This is a genomic window from Bradyrhizobium sp. T-12 (genome assembly GCF_058314695.1).
Genome location: NZ_CM177756.1, coordinates 5,875,050 through 5,890,267 on the forward strand (window position 1 = coordinate 5,875,050; position 15,218 = coordinate 5,890,267).

Consider the following 15,218-nt stretch of genomic DNA (forward strand, 5'->3'; position numbering starts at 1 on the left):
AATTGCTGCTGTCGTCAAACGCCGCTAAGTAGCTTGCTTCCGTGACAGGGGAGCAGTGGCGTGGCAGACGATCAGGGACGGCGGCAGGGACCTCAAGGGCCGCGCGGACGGCAGGGCGAGCCGGGACGGCCGGGACCGCAAGGTCATCCGGGCCGGCGCGGCCCCGACGGCGCGCGCGGCAAGCCGGGTCCGCAGGGCAAGCCGGGGCCGCTCGGAAAGGCGGGACCTCAGGGCAAGCCCGGGCCGCAAGGCAAGCAAGGCGAGGCCGGCCCGCGCGGGGCCATCGGCGTGCAGGGTCCTGCAGGGCCGCAAGGACCTGCGGGGCCGCAAGGCCCGCGCGGCGAGCCGGGACCTGCCGGTCAATTGCCCTCGATCGAACAGGTGCTGCCATGGCTCGATCAGCTGTTCGACGCCTGGGACGAGCGGCGCCGTCAGCGCGAGCGCGAAGCCGCCGAGCGCGAAGCGCTGGAGGCCGCCGTGCAGGAGCCCGATGCAGCGACCGTCGACACCGAGAGCGACGACGGCGAAGGCGACGGGCCCAGGAAGAAGAAGAAAAAGAAGAAGCACGGCCAGAAGGACTAAGTGCCGCATCCGAGGGCTTAGTGCCCTGGACGCAGCGCGGCGTGCAATGCTGCGCTGCTGAGCGGGGGCCCGTCTCGCCAAGCGATGTGCGGGTCATTTTGGGTCCCAGCTCTGCGGAGCGGCACTTCGCGCCGCACCGCCTCCGGGACACCAGCCAGGTCAAGACGAACCGGACGCGTCGTCCTTGTGCGGCAGCATGCCCATGCGCTCGAACTGCCAGCGCATGGCGCGATACCAGAGATAGCCGACCGCCGCACCGCACAGCGCCAGGATGACCACGTTCGCGCTCGAGAACGAGCCGCTCCACCACATCATCCACGCCGTCCATAGCAGCGTGAAAACAATGGCACCTGCTTTCAGGGGAAGAAGGGGGCGATTCATGATCGTGCTCCGGGCTGTCAAAACCCCGGCGAACACCATCGCTTACCTGGAGGCTTTCTTCCGTGAGCCAGATCACGGAATGGGCTTGTCAGCGACCGCTAGCCGAAGCGCAGCCGCGAGCGCTCCTTGGCCCTCTCCGCCTCGACCTCGCGGTCGCGCGCCGGGGCATGGGTGTGCAGCGAGCTCAGGAGTTTCCGCGCGGCCTCCGAAACCTCCGCCACGGCACGGTCGAACGCCGCCTCGTTGGCCTGCGACGGCTTGTTGAAGCCGGACAATTTTCGCACAAACTGGAGCGCGCTGGCGTGGATCTCATCCTCCGTCGCCGGCGGCTCGAAGTTGAACAGCGTCTTGATGTTGCGGCACATGCAGGCCTCTCTCCGGATGTTTCCATGAAGACGATCGGCGGAGCTGAAATCCTACATCCTTCTTCGCAGTTCTGCTAAGTTCCGCCGTAACGCGGCCGCCGACCATGAGCCGCAACGGGGGAGAACAACATGAAGATGCTCTGCGCGGCGCTGTCGGCCGTTCTACTGTCGATTTCGATGTCGGCCATCTCCACACCCATATCGGCCGCCGATCATCCGGCCCCCAAGCAAGGCGACTGGATCGCCAAGGACTTCAAGTTCCACACCGGCGAGACCATGCCGGAGCTGAAGCTGCATTACACCACCGTGGGCGAGCCCACGGGCCAGCCGGTGCTGGTGCTGCATGGCACGGGCGGCTCGGGCACCGGCATGCTGGGGCCTTCCTTCGGTGGTGAGCTGTTCGGCCCGGGGCAACCGCTCGACGCCTCCAAATATTACATCATCATTCCCGACGGGATCGGCCACGGCAAATCATCGAAGCCGTCGGACGGAATGAAAACCAGCTTCCCGAAATACAATTACGACGACATGGTCGAGGCGCAATATCGCCTGGTGACGGAAGGCCTCGGCGTCAAGCATCTCCGCCTCGTCATCGGCAATTCGATGGGCGGCATGCACACCTGGCTGTGGGGCGAGAAATATCCGAAGGCGATGGACGCGCTGATCCCGATGGCCTCGCAGCCGACCGAAATGGCCTCGCGCAATTGGATGACGCGGCGGATCATGCTCGACACCATCCGCAACGATCCCGACTACAATGGCGGCAACTACACCAGCCAGCCGCGCATGATGAAATACGCAGCCACCGCTTACGGCATCGCCAGCATCGGCGGCACACTGGCTTATCAGGCGCAGGCGCCGACCGCGGCCAAGGCCGACAAGATGGTCGACGACCGGCTGGCGACGCCGATCACGGCGGATGCCAACGACTTCGTCTACCAGTGGGAGTCCTCGCACGACTACAATGCGGGCGAGAAACTCGAAGCCATCGAAGCATCGCTGCTGCTGATCAATTCCGCCGACGACGAGCGCAATCCGCCGGAGACTGGCATCACCGACGCAGCGATGAAGCGGGTCAAGAACGGCAAGCTGTATCTCATCCCGGCAAGCACCGAGACGCGCGGCCACGGCACTACGGGCAATGCCAAATTCTACGTCGAGCAGGTCCGGCAATTGTTGCAGACCGCCCCGCAGCGGACGATGTAATGCGAGCAGCAAGATGGCATGTCGAAATCCCGCTTTCGCAAGTCTGCACTCGCGCTTCCCGGCGTCATCGAGGGCGAACATCACGGCCATGCCGACTTCCGCATCGGCAAGCGCGTGTTCGCGACGCTGGGTTATCCCGATGACACATGGGGCATGGTGAAGCTTACGCCGGACCAGCAGGCCATGCTCGTCGACGCCGAACCGGAGCTGTTTCGTCCGGTCCCTGGCGCCTGGGGCAAGAGCGGCAGCACGAATGTGAAACTCGCGAAGATCGATCCGACGACGTTGCGGAGCGCGCTCGATATGGCCTGGCGCAACGTTGCACCGAAATCGCTGCTCGCGTCGATCGAGACGCGATCGCGAAGCTGATACCGCATCGCATCATGCGCGGCGCCCCCTGCGCCGCATATTATTTGGGCATGCAATGCGCCGATAGCTCGGGCTTAATCGCGTCAACGATGGAATCGACGCGAGCAGGACTCGCACGCGAAGATCAGGCCACGACGAGGAGGGATCGCATGCACAGGCTCGCACTGTGCGTCTGGCTGATCGCGACGACGGCGCTGACCGGCGCCGCACTCGCGTTCGACAACGGTCAATACGACCACGTCCCGCCCGACATCCGCGCCTGGTTCAAGAGCGTCATCGCGCCGAACGGCGTGCCCTGCTGCGACGTCTCCGACGGCCATCGCACCGACTATGATGTGCGCGGCGGCGCCTATTGGGTGCCGATCGAAGGACAATGGATGGAGGTGCCCGACCGCGCCATCATCCGCGACCGCGGCAATCCGGTCGGCCAGGCCGTGGTGTGGTATGTCCACCACCGTGGCGCCATCATCATCAGCTGCTTCGTGCCGGCGGATGCGGTCTAGCCGCGCGATGGCGCGTCAGTACCGCGCGTGGTAGTTCGAGCGATGGCTTCTGAACCCGACCGCAGGCGCGCGGTGATGCGCTTCGCTCTTGCCGCACTCTACGTCGCTGCCGGGTTTGCGCATCTGGCCGTCCCCGACAAGTTTCTCGCGATCGCGCCGTCCTGGGTTCCCTTCCCGATAGAGGTCATTCTCGTCACCGGCATTTGTGAGGTTGCGGGCTCGATTGCATTGCTGATGACGCCGCTGCGCTGGTGGGCAGGCGTGGCGCTCGCGCTCTATGCGCTTTGCGTTTGGCCTGCGAACATCAAGCACGCGCTGGAGGGTATCGACGTTCCGCCCATCCCCAATAGCTGGCTTTACCATGGTCCGCGCCTGGCGCTTCAGCCCGTGCTGATCTGGTGGGCACTCTACTGCGCCGACGTGATCGCATGGCCATGGCGGCGACAAAAGGGATAGCGGGGCGGCCGGGGAATGATAGTCTCGACACGTCAATCAAGGAGACCTTCGTGACCCAGCTTTGCGCCGAAGACCTCGCCACCATCTATGCCAAGCCGAGCCCGCGCGTGATCGCAAAGGCGCGTCCCGCGATCGACGCGCACGCGAAGAAATTCATCGAGATGTCGCCATTCTGCGTGCTCGCGACGTCGGGAGCGGACGGCAGCGTCGATGCCTCGCCGCGCGGCGGCGGCATCGGCTTCGTCCACGTCGCCGGCCCCAATCAGCTGTTGATGCCCGACCGCTCCGGCAACAACCGGATCGACAGCTTCCGCAACGTCGTCGAAGGCTCGGGCTTCGTGCAGCTGTTGTTCTTCGTCCCAGGGATCGACGAGACGCTGCGCGTCGGCGGTCGCGGCACGCTGTCGGCCGATCCGGATCTGCTTGCCTCCATGGTGGAGTTCGGCAAGCCGCCGCGCGCGGTGCTGAACGTCACTGTGAGCGAAGTCTATTTCCACTGCGGCAAGGCGCTGATGCGCTCGAAGCTGTGGTCGTCGGAAAAGGTGCAGCGCTCGGTGATGCCGAGCATCGTGACGGTCATTCACGACCAGACCGGCCTCGGCGAGCCGGCCAGCCAGGAAACCGTGGAAGAAATCTACAAGACGCAGTTGTAGCTGAAGCTCAGTTCAGCGGTGGAGCAACAGCCACGGTGTCGTCCGGGCGAACGCCGGGTCCCATAACCCCGCAGAGGCGTTTGGCGAGGACTTGCAGTGAAGAGCCTATCCGGCGGTACGAACACCGCCACGTGCAGATCGATCGCTCGGTGTAGATCCCCGCGTTCGCGGGGACTACACTGGAGTATGCGGCGAAAGCCGGAGCTTAGTGCCCCTCGCCCTCGAGCCCACCGACGTGCTTCTGGGTGTAGAGCTCGAGGCCGATGCGGCCGATCAGGTCGAGCTGGGTTTCGAGGAAGTCGATGTGGTGCTCCTCGTCGCTCATCAGCTTCTCGAACAGGTCACGCGTGACGTAGTCCTTGGCGCCGTGGCAATAGGTGGCCGCTTCCTGATAGAGCGCCCGCGCGCTCATCTCGGCGGCGAGATCGCACTCGATGATCTCCTTGACGTTCTGGCCGATGCGCAGGGGATCGAGCACCTGCATGTTCGGGAAACCGTCGAGGAACAGGATGCGCGCAGTCAGCTTGTCGGCATGCTCCATCTCCTCGATGGACTCCTTGCGCCAGACCTTGGCCATGTCGAGCAGGCCCCAATTGTCGAGGAAGCGGTAGTGCAGCCAGTACTGGTTGATCGCAGTCAGTTCGTGACGCAGCGCCTTGTTGAGATAGTCGATAACTTTTGCGTCGCCCTGCATGGTTCACTCCAGCTCTTGCATTCCAAATCGGCCCCGACCGAATTTAGAACGCTTCTAAGTCAGTTTATGGATGAGGGCAACTGGCCACGCGGACGCAGCCGGGGAAAAGCGCAGCCAATCCGAAGGGAAGATTTTAGCAGGCCGCGAGGGCGAACTGGGCGGGCTCCGCCGTCTCGTCGTTGGCGGCCACGGTGTGGCTGTGCGGGCAGCCGGCACAGCAGGACTGGGCGCAGGGGCCAAGGGCTTCGTCGATGATGGTCTTGATCGTTCGCGCACAGCGGCCGCATTCGGCGTTACAGCCGAGGCATCCATAGACTTGTTTGGCGTGGCGCACGGCGTCGTCGGACTCGGCGACGGCGGCGCGGATGTCGACATCGCTCAGCACGTTACAGGAACAAACGATCATGGAAGCAGCAGGCCCCTCGGTGATGCGTCATCATCGATATTTAACGGGCCGGCCGGATGCAAAAGGAAAAACCGGTATTTGAAGCTATTCCAAACTGGCCCGAAAGCAGCTTAGAACGGCCCTAAATTACGGCGTTGCGCTGGATCAAGATTTGAGAGGATCTAATCGCCGCCGCCTCCCCCGCCGTCGCCGCCGCTGCCTCCGCAATCACCGCCACTGCTGCCGCTATCGCTGCTGGAGCAACTGCCACCGTCGTTCGAGCTGCCCGAACTGTCGCTTAAGAACCAGCTCCCCAGCGAAAAGCCGTCGCTGGTTCCAGAGCCGGTGCTGCTGCTTCCACTGTCGCCGCCAGCCCCGGCGCGCGAGCGCCGGCCGCGGTTCTGGAGATGGGTCAACCAGCCATAGCCGATCGCAAAAACGATCCCGGCAGCGACCAGTGCATTTATCATCGCGTTGCCCATCATCGCCTCCCTGGCAGAGCCGCAGTCCACATGAATTGGTCGGGTCTGGCGAAGGTGCCGTTCATTGATCATTCAAACGAAGTATGGAACTCTGCTCCCAAAGTGTTCCAGCGTGTTTGTGCGAAAGGTCAACCAATGAAGAAATTGCTCCTGGCGGTCGCGGCCGTCGCCACCCTGGCCGTTGCGGCCGTAACACCGGCCCAGGCCCAGCGCGGTGTCGCGGCAGGCGTGGCGGCCGGGATCATCGGCGGCGCCATTGTCGGCGGCGCGCTGGCATCTCCGTATTATTACGGACCCGGCCCGGGCTATTACGAACCCGGCTATTACCCGCGCCGCTACTATGCGCCGGGTCCCGGCTACGTCGCCGACGGCTATTATGGCGGCGGCTGCGTCTGGCAGAAGCAGCGCTTCTGGGACGGCTATGGCTGGCGCGTCCGCCGCGTCAGAGTCTGCGGCTGAGGCGCCGCAAGCAGGGTTCGCGTGGACCGGTTCACTACGGATGCGCCGTTCATCTCGGGGCCTGAAAAAGACCGCTTTTTCTCGTCACAGCTCCGTGTGCGTTTACCGTGGGTTGACCAATTGCGCGCTTCTTAGCTGCACGGCCAATTCCCTCAGCGTGTGCGTGAACCTTTGAAACCCGGGCGCCTCTAACAAGAGGAACCCATCTCCCAGGAGAGCCAAGAGCATGAAGAAGACTTTAGTTGCCGCCCTCACGGTTGCGACGGTCGCCGGTTCGCTGTTGACCGCCATGCCGTCCGCGAAGGCCCATGACGGCGTCGGCGCCGGCATCGCAGCCGGCCTGATCGGCGGCGCCATCGTCGGCGGCGCCATCGCGTCGAGCCGTCCCGCCTATGGCGGCCCCGTCTACGTCGCTGAGCCCCCGCCGCCCGCGCCCTGCTACTGGCAGCGCCAGCGTTATTGGGATGGCTACGGTTGGGTCGTTCGCCCGGTTCGCGTTTGCTACTGATCTGATCGCATGGCGCTCGTCAGCGCCGCGATCGAAGCCCGGCCGAGACCATCGGCCGGGCTTTTTCTTTGAGATCAGAGAAGCGCGAGCCGCTATCGCGCCGCCTGGATCGAACGCAGCACCTCTTCGCTCGGCCAGCAATCGACCTTGAGGCCTGCCGACTTCTGATAGGCACCCAGCGCCGCGCGGGTCTGCATGCCGGCCTTGCCGTCGATCTTGTCCTTGTAGAGCCCGATCCGCGTGAGGCCGCGCTGCATCGTCTCGACATCCTTGGTGCGCAATTGCCTGGAGGCCGACCAGGGCGTTGCGAACGGCAGCGGGCTCGTCATGCGATCGGCAAGGTGGCCGACGAACAGCACATAGAGGTCGGAGAAATTGTATTCCTTGATGACGAAATAGTTCTTCGTCGTGAGGAATGACGGGCCGTAGATGCCCTCGGGCTGCAGCAGCGAAGCCGGTTGCTCCTGCTCGGCGGCGCTGAGCTTCTGTCCGCGCACCGGCACGAAGCCCTCGAGCAGCCATTGGCCGATCGGCTTCGTCACCTCGGGCACGCCTGTGCTGCAATCGACCTTGGCCGGCGCCTGCACTTCATAGGCCCAGCGCAGGCCGCTCTGCCAGCCCTTGTTGACGAGCTGCTGCGCGGCCGAGGCCAGCGCATCCGGCACCGAGTGCCAGATGTCGATGCGGCCGTCGCCGTCGAAATCGACGCCGTGCTTGTAATATTCGGACGGCAGGAATTGCGTCAGCCCGGTGGCGCCCGCCCAGGACGAGCGCATGTCCTTGCGCGTCACCACGCCCTCGCCCAGGATCTTCAGCGCGAGGATGAACTCGGTGCGGTACTGATCCTTGCGGCGTCCGACATAGGCCTGCGTCGCCAGCACGCGGACGAGATCGTAAGGCAGAGTGTAGCGGCCGTAATCGGTCTCGCGGCCCCAGATCGCGAGCATCACGGTCGCCGGCACGCCGGACTTCTTTTCGATCTCGCTCAGCGCGGCGCGATATTTTTGCAGCAGCCGCTGTCCCTCGCCAGCAAGCCGCGCGATCGAGGCCTCCCTCACATAGTCCGCAGGCACCTGCACGAACTCGGCCTGCGACGGCGCGCCGGTCGCGGGGCGCCCGGGCAGGATCAGGTCGGGCAGCTTGTAATCAGGCTCGAGACCGCGCGTCTGCGCGTCGAACACCGCGCGCGAGACGCCTTCCGCCTGCGCTTCCGGCCACAGCGAGGCGATGAATTGTGTAAAGGCCGCGTCGGCGGCGCGGGCGGAATGATAGAGAATCGACGCGAGCAATAGAGCAGCGACGACGCACCCAAGCAGTCGGCTCAGTCCGTTCACGCGTTAGCCAAATCGAGACGTCGTTCAATCCGCTCGATGCGAACATCCGTGCGATCAAGCCGGTTCGACATGTTCGCGTACTGGCTTTCCGGATTGCCGATGCGCTGCTTCATCTCGCGGATATCATCCCGCACGTCATCGACCGCCGCGCGGATGTGGCGCAAGAGCTCCAGAACCATGCTGTCAGGCTCGACCATGCGGACATCTTATCACAGGGGCTATCGGATGAAAATGCTGGGCCGCCGGGGATGCGCCCGCGGCAAATCGCGGGCGCCAATAGCCATCACCGCGTCAGCTTCTTGTACTTCACGCGGTGCGGGATGATGCTGTCCTGGCCGAGCCGGCGCATCTTGTCCTTCTCGTAGTCCTGGAAGTTGCCTTCGAACCATTCGACGTGGCTGTCGCCTTCGAAGGCCAGGATGTGGGTCGCGATACGGTCGAGGAACCAGCGATCATGGCTGATGATGACGGCGCAGCCGGCAAAATCCTCCAGCGCCTCTTCGAGCGCGCGCAGCGTGTCGACGTCGAGGTCGTTGGTCGGCTCGTCGAGCAGCAGGACGTTGGCGCCGGACTTCAGCATCTTGGCGAGATGCACGCGGTTGCGCTCACCGCCGGAAAGCGCACCGACCTTCTTCTGCTGGTCGGCGCCCTTGAAGTTGAACGCGGAGCAATAGCCGCGCGAGTTCACTTCCTTCTTGCCGAGCAGGATCAGCTCGTTGCCGCCGGAGATTTCCTCCCACACGTTCTTGTTGCCGTCGAGCGCGTCGCGCGACTGGTCGACATAGCCGAGATGAACGGTCTCGCCGACCGTGATCGAACCGGAATCCGGCTTCTCCTGGCCGGTGATCATCTTGAACAGCGTGGTCTTGCCGGCGCCGTTGGGGCCGATCACGCCGACGATGCCGCCGGGCGGCAGCTTGAAGGTGAGGTTGTCGATCAGGAGGCGGTCGCCGAAGCCTTTGCTGAGGCCTTCGAAATCGACCACGTTGGCGCCGAGCCGCTCGGCGACGGGGATGATGATCTGCGCGGTCTGGGTCTGCTTCTCGCTCGCCTGCTTGAGCAGATCCTCATAGCGCTGGTAGCGCGCCTTGGACTTGGCCTGACGCGCCTTCGGTGACGAAGCGACCCATTCCTGTTCGCGGGCCAGCGTCTTCTGGTGCGCGGCGTCCTCGCGTCCCTCCTGCTCTAGCCGCTTCTGCTTCTGAACCAGCCAGGACGAGTAATTGCCCTCGTAGGGAATACCCTTGCCGCGATCGAGCTCGAGGATCCAGCTCGTGACGTTGTCGAGGAAGTAGCGATCGTGGGTGACGATCAGGATCGCGCCGGGATAGCTGCGCAGATGGCTTTCGAGCCACGACACGGATTCGGCGTCGAGATGGTTGGTCGGCTCGTCCAGCAGCAGCAGATCGGGCTGGTCGAGCAGCAGCTTGCACAGCGCGACGCGGCGGCGTTCGCCGCCGGAGAGCTTGGTCACATCGGCCTCGTCGGGCGGGCAGCGCAGCGCGTCCATGGCCTGGTCGACCTTGCTGTCGAGATCCCAGAGGCCCTGGGCCTCGATCTCGTCCTGCAGCTTGGTCATCTCGTCGGCGGTTTCCTCGGAATAGTTCATCGCCAGCTCGTTGTAGCGATCGAGGATGGCTTTCTGCTTGGCCACGCCCAGCATGACGTTCTCGCGCACCGAAAGCTTGGCGTCGAGCTGCGGCTCCTGCTCGAGGTAGCCGACGCGGGCGCCCTGGGCGACCCAGGCCTCGCCGTTATACTCCTTGTCGAGCCCGGCCATGATCTTGAGCAGCGTCGACTTGCCCGAGCCGTTGACGCCGAGCACGCCGATCTTGGCGTCCGGGTAGAAGCTCAGATGAATGTTATCGAGCACCTTCCGGGTCGGGTAGCTCTTGGTCAGGCCTTGCATGAAATAGATGAACTGGCGCGCCATCGGTCCCGAAAACCTTCGATTTGAGGAAATTTGCTTCGCCTGCGATGTAGCGATCCCGTCCCAAAAGGGCAACGTTTTCCGTCCGTTCACCACGGACGAATACGGGATGGACACCATCCGGCCACCGATCCGGACAATTGAAACCATCTTTTAATAAATCAGGCCGAAAGCTCGGTTTCGCGCGGAAACAGCGCCACCCGCTCAGAACGAACGGGAGCACAGCGAGGCCGCATCATGGCTCTGATCGAGACCCATTCTCTTCCTGTTCCGGCAGAAGCCGGCCCAGTCTCCGACTTCGCCTCGGAGATCAAGGGCTTCTGGAAGCGCTTCTTCGCCACCGCCTTCAACCCCTACCGGCCCGAACTGCATTACATGCGCGGCCCCGGCCCCGCCTGGCGCGCCAAGCACGGCATGGATGCGCCGTTCCGCCTGAAGCCCCGCGACCTCTAAGCGCCTCTCTCTCCTATCGGGCTTTTGAGGACGCAAGCGGCTTGCGCGCTGGTGCGATTGCGCGCAACCATGGCCTTGGTTCCGACGACGGCGCTTCCCTCGCGCCCTCACCTCTCGCGATCAACTCTGGCCCTGGATCAACGCTGATGAGCCGGCTGCGCTGTGCAATTCTCGACGACTATTTCAACCTCGCGCTCGACGTCGCCGACTGGCAGAAACTGTCCGACCGCGTCGACGTCACCGTGTTCAGCCATCCCTTCGCCTCTGAACAGGCCGCGGCAAGCGCGCTTGCCGACTTCGAGATCATCTGCGCGATGCGCGAGCGCACGGCCTTCCCCAAGGGCCTGTTCGAGAGCTTGCCGAAGCTGAAGCTGCTCCTGACCTCCGGCATGCGCAACGCGTCGATCGACATGGAGGCGGCCAAGGCGCGCGGCGTCGCGATTGGCGGCACGCAATATTCCCGCGATCCCACGGCACCGCTGACCATGGGCCTGATCCTGGAGCTGACCCGCGGCATTGGCCGCGAGAACGCGCGCATGCATGCCGGCGAGCCCTGGCAGGCCTTTGCCGGCGTCGAGATCGAGGGGATGACGCTCGGCATCGTCGGGCTCGGCAAGCTCGGCACCAAGATGGCCGGCATCGCCAAGGCGTTCGGCATGAACGTAATCGCCTGGAGCCCGAACCTGACGCCGGAGAAGTGTGCGGCGGCCGGCGTCGGCTACGCCACCAAGGAGGAGCTGTTCGCCAAGGCCGACATCGTCACCATCCATGTCGTGCTGAGCGAACGCTCGCGTGGTCTCGTGGGCCGCGCGGACCTGGCGCGGATGAAGCCGACCGCCTTCCTCGTCAACACCGCGCGCGGGCCGATCGTGGACGAGAAGGCGCTGCTCGAAGCGCTGCAGCAGCGCAAAATCGCGGGCGCCGGCATCGACGTGTTCTCGGTCGAGCCGTTGCCGGTCGATCATCCCTTCCGCAAGCTCGACAACCTCGTGCTGACGCCGCATCTCGGCTACGCCACCGAGGACGGTCTGCGCATCCATTACGGCCAGATGGTCGAGGCGATCGACGCCTTCACCAAGGGCGGCGAGCTGCCGCGCAAGCTGGCCTGAAAACGAAAAGGGCGTGCCGACGGCACGCCCTTCGCAATCTGATCCGGTTCGCAGCGCTTAGCGCACGGTGACCGGTGCGGGCAGCGGCGGCACCACCGTCGGCTGGGTGCCCGGGACGGGACCTGCCTGGGCGGCCATCGGAGCCGGGCCAGCAGCAGGACCGGGCGCCGGCGCAGCGGAGGCGGTCGCCGTTCCCGGCGGCGGGCCGCCCGGCATCACCACCACGCGGGTGCCGACCTTGACGCGGTCGAACAGGTCGGAGACGTCCTCGTTCAGCATGCCGATACAGCCCGACGAGACGAACTTGCCGATGGTCGAGGGCTGGTTGGTGCCGTGGATGCGGTAGACGGTCGAGCCGAGATACATCGCGCGGGCGCCGAGCGGATTGCCGGGGCCGCCGGCCATGAAGCGCGGCAGATAGGGCTGGCGCTCGATCATCTCGGTCGGCGGATGCCAATCCGGCCACTCGGCCTTGCGGGTGATCTTCTGCACGCCGGTCCAGGTGAAGCCATCGCGGCCGACGCGGACGCCGTAGCGGATCGCGCGGCCGCCTCCAAGCACGTAATAGAGGTAGGTGTTCGGCGTATCGACCACGAGGGTGCCGGCCGGCTCCTTGGTCTGGAACGAGACTTCCTGGCGGCGCAGGTTCGGCGGCAACTGCACCGGCGCAGCATCGGGCTGCTCCTCGGGCGGCAGCGCGGCCATGGTCATCGGACGGCCATCGGCGCCGACGGGCGGCTGGCCGGCCTGGACCGTACCGGTCGCGGCGGGACCTCCGACAGCTTCCGGCGGACGCATGCCGTCACCGGCGGGGGCCTGTCCCTGCTGACCCGGACGATTGGCATAGATCACCGGCGGCGGGCCGGCGGGGCGGCCGTAGCGAGGATCGTCGGGCGACATCACGGGGCCCTGCGACGGCGCGGCCGAATAGACCGGCGGGCTACCCGCCGGGCGGCCATAACGCGGATCGTCCGGCGACATCACCGGGCCCTGCGGCGGCGCCGCCGAGTAGACCGGGGGTGCGCCGGCGGGGCGGCCATAGCGTGGATCGTCGGCGGGGCCGGGCGGCGGCAGCGCGGCCTGCGGCATCGCGTCGTCGTCATCGTCCAGCGCGTCGAAATTCGGCGCACGGTCACCGGGCCGATATTCGGCCGGGGCGCCGTAGCTCGGTGCCTGCTGGACCGGATAGCTCTGAGCCTGCGCGAGCGAGGTTCCCGCGGCAGCGACTGTTGCGGCAGCGCATATCGTCAGAAAATGTTTGATCATCATCGCTCTTGTATAGTCCCCAAGCCCGATCGGACCGTTAACGGCCAGATGACGGAAGATAGCGGCACATTCAAGACATATCAGGCTTATTTGCGCCGGATTGGCCGATTTGTGATCCGCAAGACTACCGTTGCCCCGTTGCATCACGGGGCGGAAATCCACTCACACCGTCATTTGCCGGAGTCTGCGGCCCCGTTTTTTAGGGAACGGGTCGAAATCGTTGCGGTATGTTCGAATCAGCCTGATTCGCCGCCCATTGAGCTCTCGATCCCGCGCGGCGAACGCGGCCAACAGTACCGTCACCGCGTTCAGATGGCTCATGGGCCCCGGCATCCCACGCCGCCCGGGCGGAAATTCGTAACCCTTCGATGCTTCCCGGCTTTCGCTTCCTGTTTGCCGCGATCCTGCTGTCAACCTCCATCCTGGTGTTCGGCCTGGGCGCGGCCGCTCTCCTGCGCGCGAGCCACGAGCAGTATGCCAATAACCCGTCCTGGCTGAACGGCCCGCAGGAGCAGCGGTTCGCGCAAGGACCCGAGCCAGCCCAGCCGGTGCTCGCGGTGCTCCGCACCGAGCCGGAGGTGGCGGCCGAGTCCGAGCCGTCGTTGCGCGACCAGGTGCCGACCATTGGACTGCCGGCAACCGAGCCCGAGCAGGTCGCTGCGCTGACGACCGAGGCTGACGTCCAAATGCAGGCCGCTGCGCCTCCGGCAGAAGCTGCGGCCGTCGAGCCGGCCAAGGCCGAGCCGACGACGGAGGCCGCAATGCCGGCGCCCGCCGACACGCTCACCCAGGCCGACAACACGGCCTCGCTTCCGGATGCCAAGCCGGACCTTGGCGCTGCCGCTGCCGCCACCGTCGGCGAGCCGCCGCCGGCTGATCCGGCCCTCGCCTCCTCCGCGCTCGAAATCGCCGCGGCCAAGCTGGCCGCACTGAACGAGCCGGCGACGACGGCCGTGAAGGATCCGCCGGCGAAGAAGGTCGAGAGCAAGGCCGACGACAAGGCGACCAAGCGCAAGGCCAAGGCGAAGAAGCGGCAGCGCGTGGTGCGGCGTCCGCCGCCTCAGCAATTGCAGCAGCAGTTCGATCCGTTCGGCCAGCAGCAGACATTCGCGACGACGACGGCTACGAGGTCGCGCCAGTAATTTACGCCGGCCCGGTCGCGATGGCCGGACCGCTCTCCTGGCCCCATTCCGACCACGAGCCGTCATAGAGCGCGGTGTCGGTGATCCCTAAGCGATACAGCGCGAGCGTCAGCACGCCGGCGGAGACGCCGGAGCCGCAGCTCGTCACGATCGGCGCGTCGAGCTTGACGCCGGCGCCGGTGAAGGCGGCGCGCAGATCGTCGAGCGGCTTCATCTCGCCGGTCGCGACGTCGAACAATTGATTGTACGGCACGTTGCGGGCGCCGGGGATGTGGCCGGAGCGGATGCCCGCACGCGGCTCGGGCGCGCGGCCCTCGAAGCGATCGGCGGCGCGCGCGTCGATTACCTGCTCGGCACGGCTTTCGACATTGGCGATCAGCTGCTGCATGCTGCGCACGCGCTTTGCATCGTAGCTCGCCTTGAACGTCGCCGGCTTCGGCTTCACTTCGCCGCTCTCGACCGGCCGCCCCTCGGCCCGCCACTTCTTCAAGCCGCCATTGAGGATGCGCACGTTGTTATGGCCGAAGGCCAGGAACATCCACCACGCGCGCGGCGCTGCGACCCAGCCGCCGGCATCGTACAGCACGACGGTGTCGGCGTTGGAGATGCCGAGATTGCCGATGTCGCGGCCGAACTGCTCGGCGCTCGGATACATGTGCGGCAGCGGGTTGGAATGATCCGAGACCGCATCGACGTCGAAGAACGCAGCGCCCGGCAGATGCGCGGCGAGATAGTCGTCCTTCGGCAGCGGCAGCACGCCCGGCAGCTTGAAGCTGGCGTCGAGGATCTTGACGTTGGCCTCGCCCATATGGGCAGCGAGCCATTCGGTGGAGACGAGGGGGTCGATGGCGGTCATGTAAAGTCTTTCTTGTCATTCCGGGGCGTGCGCAGCACGAACCCGGAATCCATCGTGCGGCAACGTTGGTGGATGAGTGGATTGC

22 protein-coding genes are annotated in these 15,218 nt (G+C 65.2%); 11 read left to right on the forward strand and 11 right to left on the reverse strand.

Annotation, left to right across the window (positions count from 1 at the left end; translation table 11 throughout):
• The first annotated feature begins 60 nt into the window (after nt 1-60).
• Complete coding sequence (locus tag AC0WRY_RS28040) at nt 61-582, forward strand: collagen-like protein (RefSeq protein WP_491121882.1); 522 nt, start codon at nt 61-63, stop codon at nt 580-582.
• Between the two features lie 159 nt (nt 583-741).
• Here AC0WRY_RS28040 and AC0WRY_RS28045 read toward each other — a convergent pair whose 3' ends face one another.
• A complete protein-coding gene (locus AC0WRY_RS28045) occupies nt 742-963 on the reverse strand; it encodes a hypothetical protein (protein WP_491121884.1) in 222 nt (73 codons plus the stop codon).
• Nucleotides 964-1,061: 98 nt separating this feature from the next.
• Nucleotides 1,062-1,328, reverse strand: coding sequence for a DUF2277 domain-containing protein (locus tag AC0WRY_RS28050; protein ID WP_491121886.1), 267 nt, complete (start codon nt 1,326-1,328; stop codon nt 1,062-1,064).
• A gap of 129 nt (nt 1,329-1,457) precedes the next feature.
• Here AC0WRY_RS28050 and AC0WRY_RS28055 point away from each other — a divergent pair, with 129 nt between their 5' ends.
• The 5 genes from AC0WRY_RS28055 to AC0WRY_RS28075 all read left to right on the forward strand — a co-directional run bounded on the left by AC0WRY_RS28055 (nt 1,458) and on the right by AC0WRY_RS28075 (nt 4,515).
• Nucleotides 1,458-2,534, forward strand: a complete 1,077-nt coding sequence (locus AC0WRY_RS28055) for an alpha/beta fold hydrolase (protein ID WP_491121888.1) — start codon at nt 1,458-1,460, stop codon at nt 2,532-2,534.
• Between the two features lie 18 nt (nt 2,535-2,552).
• A complete protein-coding gene (locus AC0WRY_RS28060) occupies nt 2,553-2,903 on the forward strand; it encodes an MmcQ/YjbR family DNA-binding protein (protein ID WP_491121890.1) in 351 nt (116 codons plus the stop codon).
• A gap of 149 nt (nt 2,904-3,052) precedes the next feature.
• A complete protein-coding gene (locus AC0WRY_RS28065) occupies nt 3,053-3,406 on the forward strand; it encodes a hypothetical protein (protein ID WP_491121892.1) in 354 nt (117 codons plus the stop codon).
• 75 nt (nt 3,407-3,481) lie between these two features.
• On the forward strand, nt 3,482-3,862 hold the full coding sequence (locus tag AC0WRY_RS28070) for a DoxX family protein (RefSeq protein WP_491121894.1): 381 nt from the start codon (nt 3,482-3,484) through the stop codon (nt 3,860-3,862).
• 50 nt (nt 3,863-3,912) lie between these two features.
• The gene (locus AC0WRY_RS28075; RefSeq protein WP_211416236.1) at nt 3,913-4,515 is read left to right on the forward strand and encodes an MSMEG_1061 family FMN-dependent PPOX-type flavoprotein; all 603 of its coding nucleotides are present in this window, start codon (nt 3,913-3,915) and stop codon (nt 4,513-4,515) included.
• A 205-nt stretch (nt 4,516-4,720) separates the two neighbouring features.
• On the opposite strand, the gene bfr is transcribed toward AC0WRY_RS28075, so the two are convergent.
• The 3 genes from bfr to AC0WRY_RS28090 all read right to left on the reverse strand — a co-directional run bounded on the left by bfr (nt 4,721) and on the right by AC0WRY_RS28090 (nt 6,079).
• Nucleotides 4,721-5,209 (reverse strand): bacterioferritin, encoded by a 489-nt coding sequence (bfr, locus tag AC0WRY_RS28080; RefSeq protein ID WP_024339472.1) that lies wholly within the window; start codon nt 5,207-5,209, stop codon nt 4,721-4,723.
• A gap of 133 nt (nt 5,210-5,342) precedes the next feature.
• A complete protein-coding gene (locus AC0WRY_RS28085) occupies nt 5,343-5,615 on the reverse strand; it encodes a (2Fe-2S)-binding protein (protein WP_194404003.1) in 273 nt (90 codons plus the stop codon).
• Between the two features lie 161 nt (nt 5,616-5,776).
• The gene (locus AC0WRY_RS28090) at nt 5,777-6,079 is read right to left on the reverse strand and encodes a hypothetical protein (protein ID WP_491123507.1); all 303 of its coding nucleotides are present in this window, start codon (nt 6,077-6,079) and stop codon (nt 5,777-5,779) included.
• Nucleotides 6,080-6,211: 132 nt separating this feature from the next.
• Between AC0WRY_RS28090 and AC0WRY_RS28095 the strand changes: the two genes are divergently transcribed.
• Together AC0WRY_RS28095 and AC0WRY_RS28100 are read left to right on the forward strand one after the other, a co-directional pair.
• Nucleotides 6,212-6,535 (forward strand): hypothetical protein, encoded by a 324-nt coding sequence (locus AC0WRY_RS28095; protein WP_194404005.1) that lies wholly within the window; start codon nt 6,212-6,214, stop codon nt 6,533-6,535.
• Between the two features lie 226 nt (nt 6,536-6,761).
• A complete protein-coding gene (locus AC0WRY_RS28100; RefSeq protein ID WP_491121898.1) occupies nt 6,762-7,043 on the forward strand; it encodes a hypothetical protein in 282 nt (93 codons plus the stop codon).
• Between the two features lie 92 nt (nt 7,044-7,135).
• Here the strand turns inward: AC0WRY_RS28100 and AC0WRY_RS28105 are convergent, their stop codons facing one another.
• From AC0WRY_RS28105 to ettA, 3 genes are all read right to left on the reverse strand, one after another.
• Nucleotides 7,136-8,332: a lytic murein transglycosylase gene (locus AC0WRY_RS28105; protein ID WP_491121900.1), complete on the reverse strand. Its 1,197-nt coding sequence runs from the start codon at nt 8,330-8,332 to the stop codon at nt 7,136-7,138.
• Nucleotides 8,333-8,373: 41 nt separating this feature from the next.
• Nucleotides 8,374-8,574 carry a hypothetical protein gene (locus AC0WRY_RS28110; protein WP_491121902.1) on the reverse strand — a complete coding sequence of 67 codons (201 nt, stop codon included), beginning with the start codon at nt 8,572-8,574 and terminating at the stop codon, nt 8,374-8,376.
• 86 nt (nt 8,575-8,660) lie between these two features.
• A complete protein-coding gene (gene ettA / locus AC0WRY_RS28115) occupies nt 8,661-10,310 on the reverse strand; it encodes an energy-dependent translational throttle protein EttA (RefSeq protein WP_194404007.1) in 1,650 nt (549 codons plus the stop codon).
• A 234-nt stretch (nt 10,311-10,544) separates the two neighbouring features.
• Between ettA and AC0WRY_RS28120 the strand changes: the two genes are divergently transcribed.
• A complete protein-coding gene (locus tag AC0WRY_RS28120) occupies nt 10,545-10,760 on the forward strand; it encodes a hypothetical protein (RefSeq protein WP_194404008.1) in 216 nt (71 codons plus the stop codon).
• Nucleotides 10,761-10,906: 146 nt separating this feature from the next.
• Nucleotides 10,907-11,869 carry a D-2-hydroxyacid dehydrogenase family protein gene (locus AC0WRY_RS28125; protein WP_491121905.1) on the forward strand — a complete coding sequence of 321 codons (963 nt, stop codon included), beginning with the start codon at nt 10,907-10,909 and terminating at the stop codon, nt 11,867-11,869.
• A 57-nt stretch (nt 11,870-11,926) separates the two neighbouring features.
• Here AC0WRY_RS28125 and AC0WRY_RS28130 read toward each other — a convergent pair whose 3' ends face one another.
• On the reverse strand, nt 11,927-13,135 hold the full coding sequence (locus AC0WRY_RS28130) for a L,D-transpeptidase (protein ID WP_194404010.1): 1,209 nt from the start codon (nt 13,133-13,135) through the stop codon (nt 11,927-11,929).
• A 162-nt stretch (nt 13,136-13,297) separates the two neighbouring features.
• Nucleotides 13,298-13,456, reverse strand: a complete 159-nt coding sequence (locus AC0WRY_RS28135; protein ID WP_491121907.1) for a hypothetical protein — start codon at nt 13,454-13,456, stop codon at nt 13,298-13,300.
• Between the two features lie 47 nt (nt 13,457-13,503).
• Here AC0WRY_RS28135 and AC0WRY_RS28140 point away from each other — a divergent pair, with 47 nt between their 5' ends.
• Nucleotides 13,504-14,277: a hypothetical protein gene (locus AC0WRY_RS28140; protein WP_491121909.1), complete on the forward strand. Its 774-nt coding sequence runs from the start codon at nt 13,504-13,506 to the stop codon at nt 14,275-14,277.
• A gap of 1 nt (nt 14,278) precedes the next feature.
• Here the strand turns inward: AC0WRY_RS28140 and sseA are convergent, their stop codons facing one another.
• Nucleotides 14,279-15,133, reverse strand: coding sequence for a 3-mercaptopyruvate sulfurtransferase (sseA, locus tag AC0WRY_RS28145; protein ID WP_491121911.1), 855 nt, complete (start codon nt 15,131-15,133; stop codon nt 14,279-14,281).
• Between the last annotated feature and the right edge of the window lie 85 nt (nt 15,134-15,218).

What these genes read in the sequence shown, in the direction of transcription:
- AC0WRY_RS28045 (WP_491121884.1), bottom strand. Translation starts at nt 963, where the DNA reads ATGAATCGCCCCCTTCTTCCCCTGAAAGCAGGTGCCATTGTTTTCACG.
- AC0WRY_RS28050 (WP_491121886.1), bottom strand. Translation starts at nt 1,328, where the DNA reads ATGTGCCGCAACATCAAGACGCTGTTCAACTTCGAGCCGCCGGCGACG.
- AC0WRY_RS28055 (WP_491121888.1), top strand. Translation starts at nt 1,458, where the DNA reads ATGAAGATGCTCTGCGCGGCGCTGTCGGCCGTTCTACTGTCGATTTCG.
- AC0WRY_RS28060 (WP_491121890.1), top strand. Translation starts at nt 2,553, where the DNA reads ATGTCGAAATCCCGCTTTCGCAAGTCTGCACTCGCGCTTCCCGGCGTC.
- AC0WRY_RS28065 (WP_491121892.1), top strand. Translation starts at nt 3,053, where the DNA reads ATGCACAGGCTCGCACTGTGCGTCTGGCTGATCGCGACGACGGCGCTG.
- AC0WRY_RS28070 (WP_491121894.1), top strand. Translation starts at nt 3,482, where the DNA reads ATGCGCTTCGCTCTTGCCGCACTCTACGTCGCTGCCGGGTTTGCGCAT.
- bfr (WP_024339472.1), bottom strand. Translation starts at nt 5,209, where the DNA reads ATGCAGGGCGACGCAAAAGTTATCGACTATCTCAACAAGGCGCTGCGT.
- AC0WRY_RS28085 (WP_194404003.1), bottom strand. Translation starts at nt 5,615, where the DNA reads ATGATCGTTTGTTCCTGTAACGTGCTGAGCGATGTCGACATCCGCGCC.
- AC0WRY_RS28090 (WP_491123507.1), bottom strand. Translation starts at nt 6,079, where the DNA reads ATGATGGGCAACGCGATGATAAATGCACTGGTCGCTGCCGGGATCGTT.
- AC0WRY_RS28095 (WP_194404005.1), top strand. Translation starts at nt 6,212, where the DNA reads ATGAAGAAATTGCTCCTGGCGGTCGCGGCCGTCGCCACCCTGGCCGTT.
- AC0WRY_RS28100 (WP_491121898.1), top strand. Translation starts at nt 6,762, where the DNA reads ATGAAGAAGACTTTAGTTGCCGCCCTCACGGTTGCGACGGTCGCCGGT.
- AC0WRY_RS28110 (WP_491121902.1), bottom strand. Translation starts at nt 8,574, where the DNA reads ATGGTCGAGCCTGACAGCATGGTTCTGGAGCTCTTGCGCCACATCCGC.
- ettA (WP_194404007.1), bottom strand. Translation starts at nt 10,310, where the DNA reads ATGGCGCGCCAGTTCATCTATTTCATGCAAGGCCTGACCAAGAGCTAC.
- AC0WRY_RS28120 (WP_194404008.1), top strand. Translation starts at nt 10,545, where the DNA reads ATGGCTCTGATCGAGACCCATTCTCTTCCTGTTCCGGCAGAAGCCGGC.
- AC0WRY_RS28125 (WP_491121905.1), top strand. Translation starts at nt 10,907, where the DNA reads ATGAGCCGGCTGCGCTGTGCAATTCTCGACGACTATTTCAACCTCGCG.
- AC0WRY_RS28130 (WP_194404010.1), bottom strand. Translation starts at nt 13,135, where the DNA reads ATGATCAAACATTTTCTGACGATATGCGCTGCCGCAACAGTCGCTGCC.
- AC0WRY_RS28135 (WP_491121907.1), bottom strand. Translation starts at nt 13,456, where the DNA reads ATGAGCCATCTGAACGCGGTGACGGTACTGTTGGCCGCGTTCGCCGCG.
- AC0WRY_RS28140 (WP_491121909.1), top strand. Translation starts at nt 13,504, where the DNA reads ATGCTTCCCGGCTTTCGCTTCCTGTTTGCCGCGATCCTGCTGTCAACC.
- sseA (WP_491121911.1), bottom strand. Translation starts at nt 15,133, where the DNA reads ATGACCGCCATCGACCCCCTCGTCTCCACCGAATGGCTCGCTGCCCAT.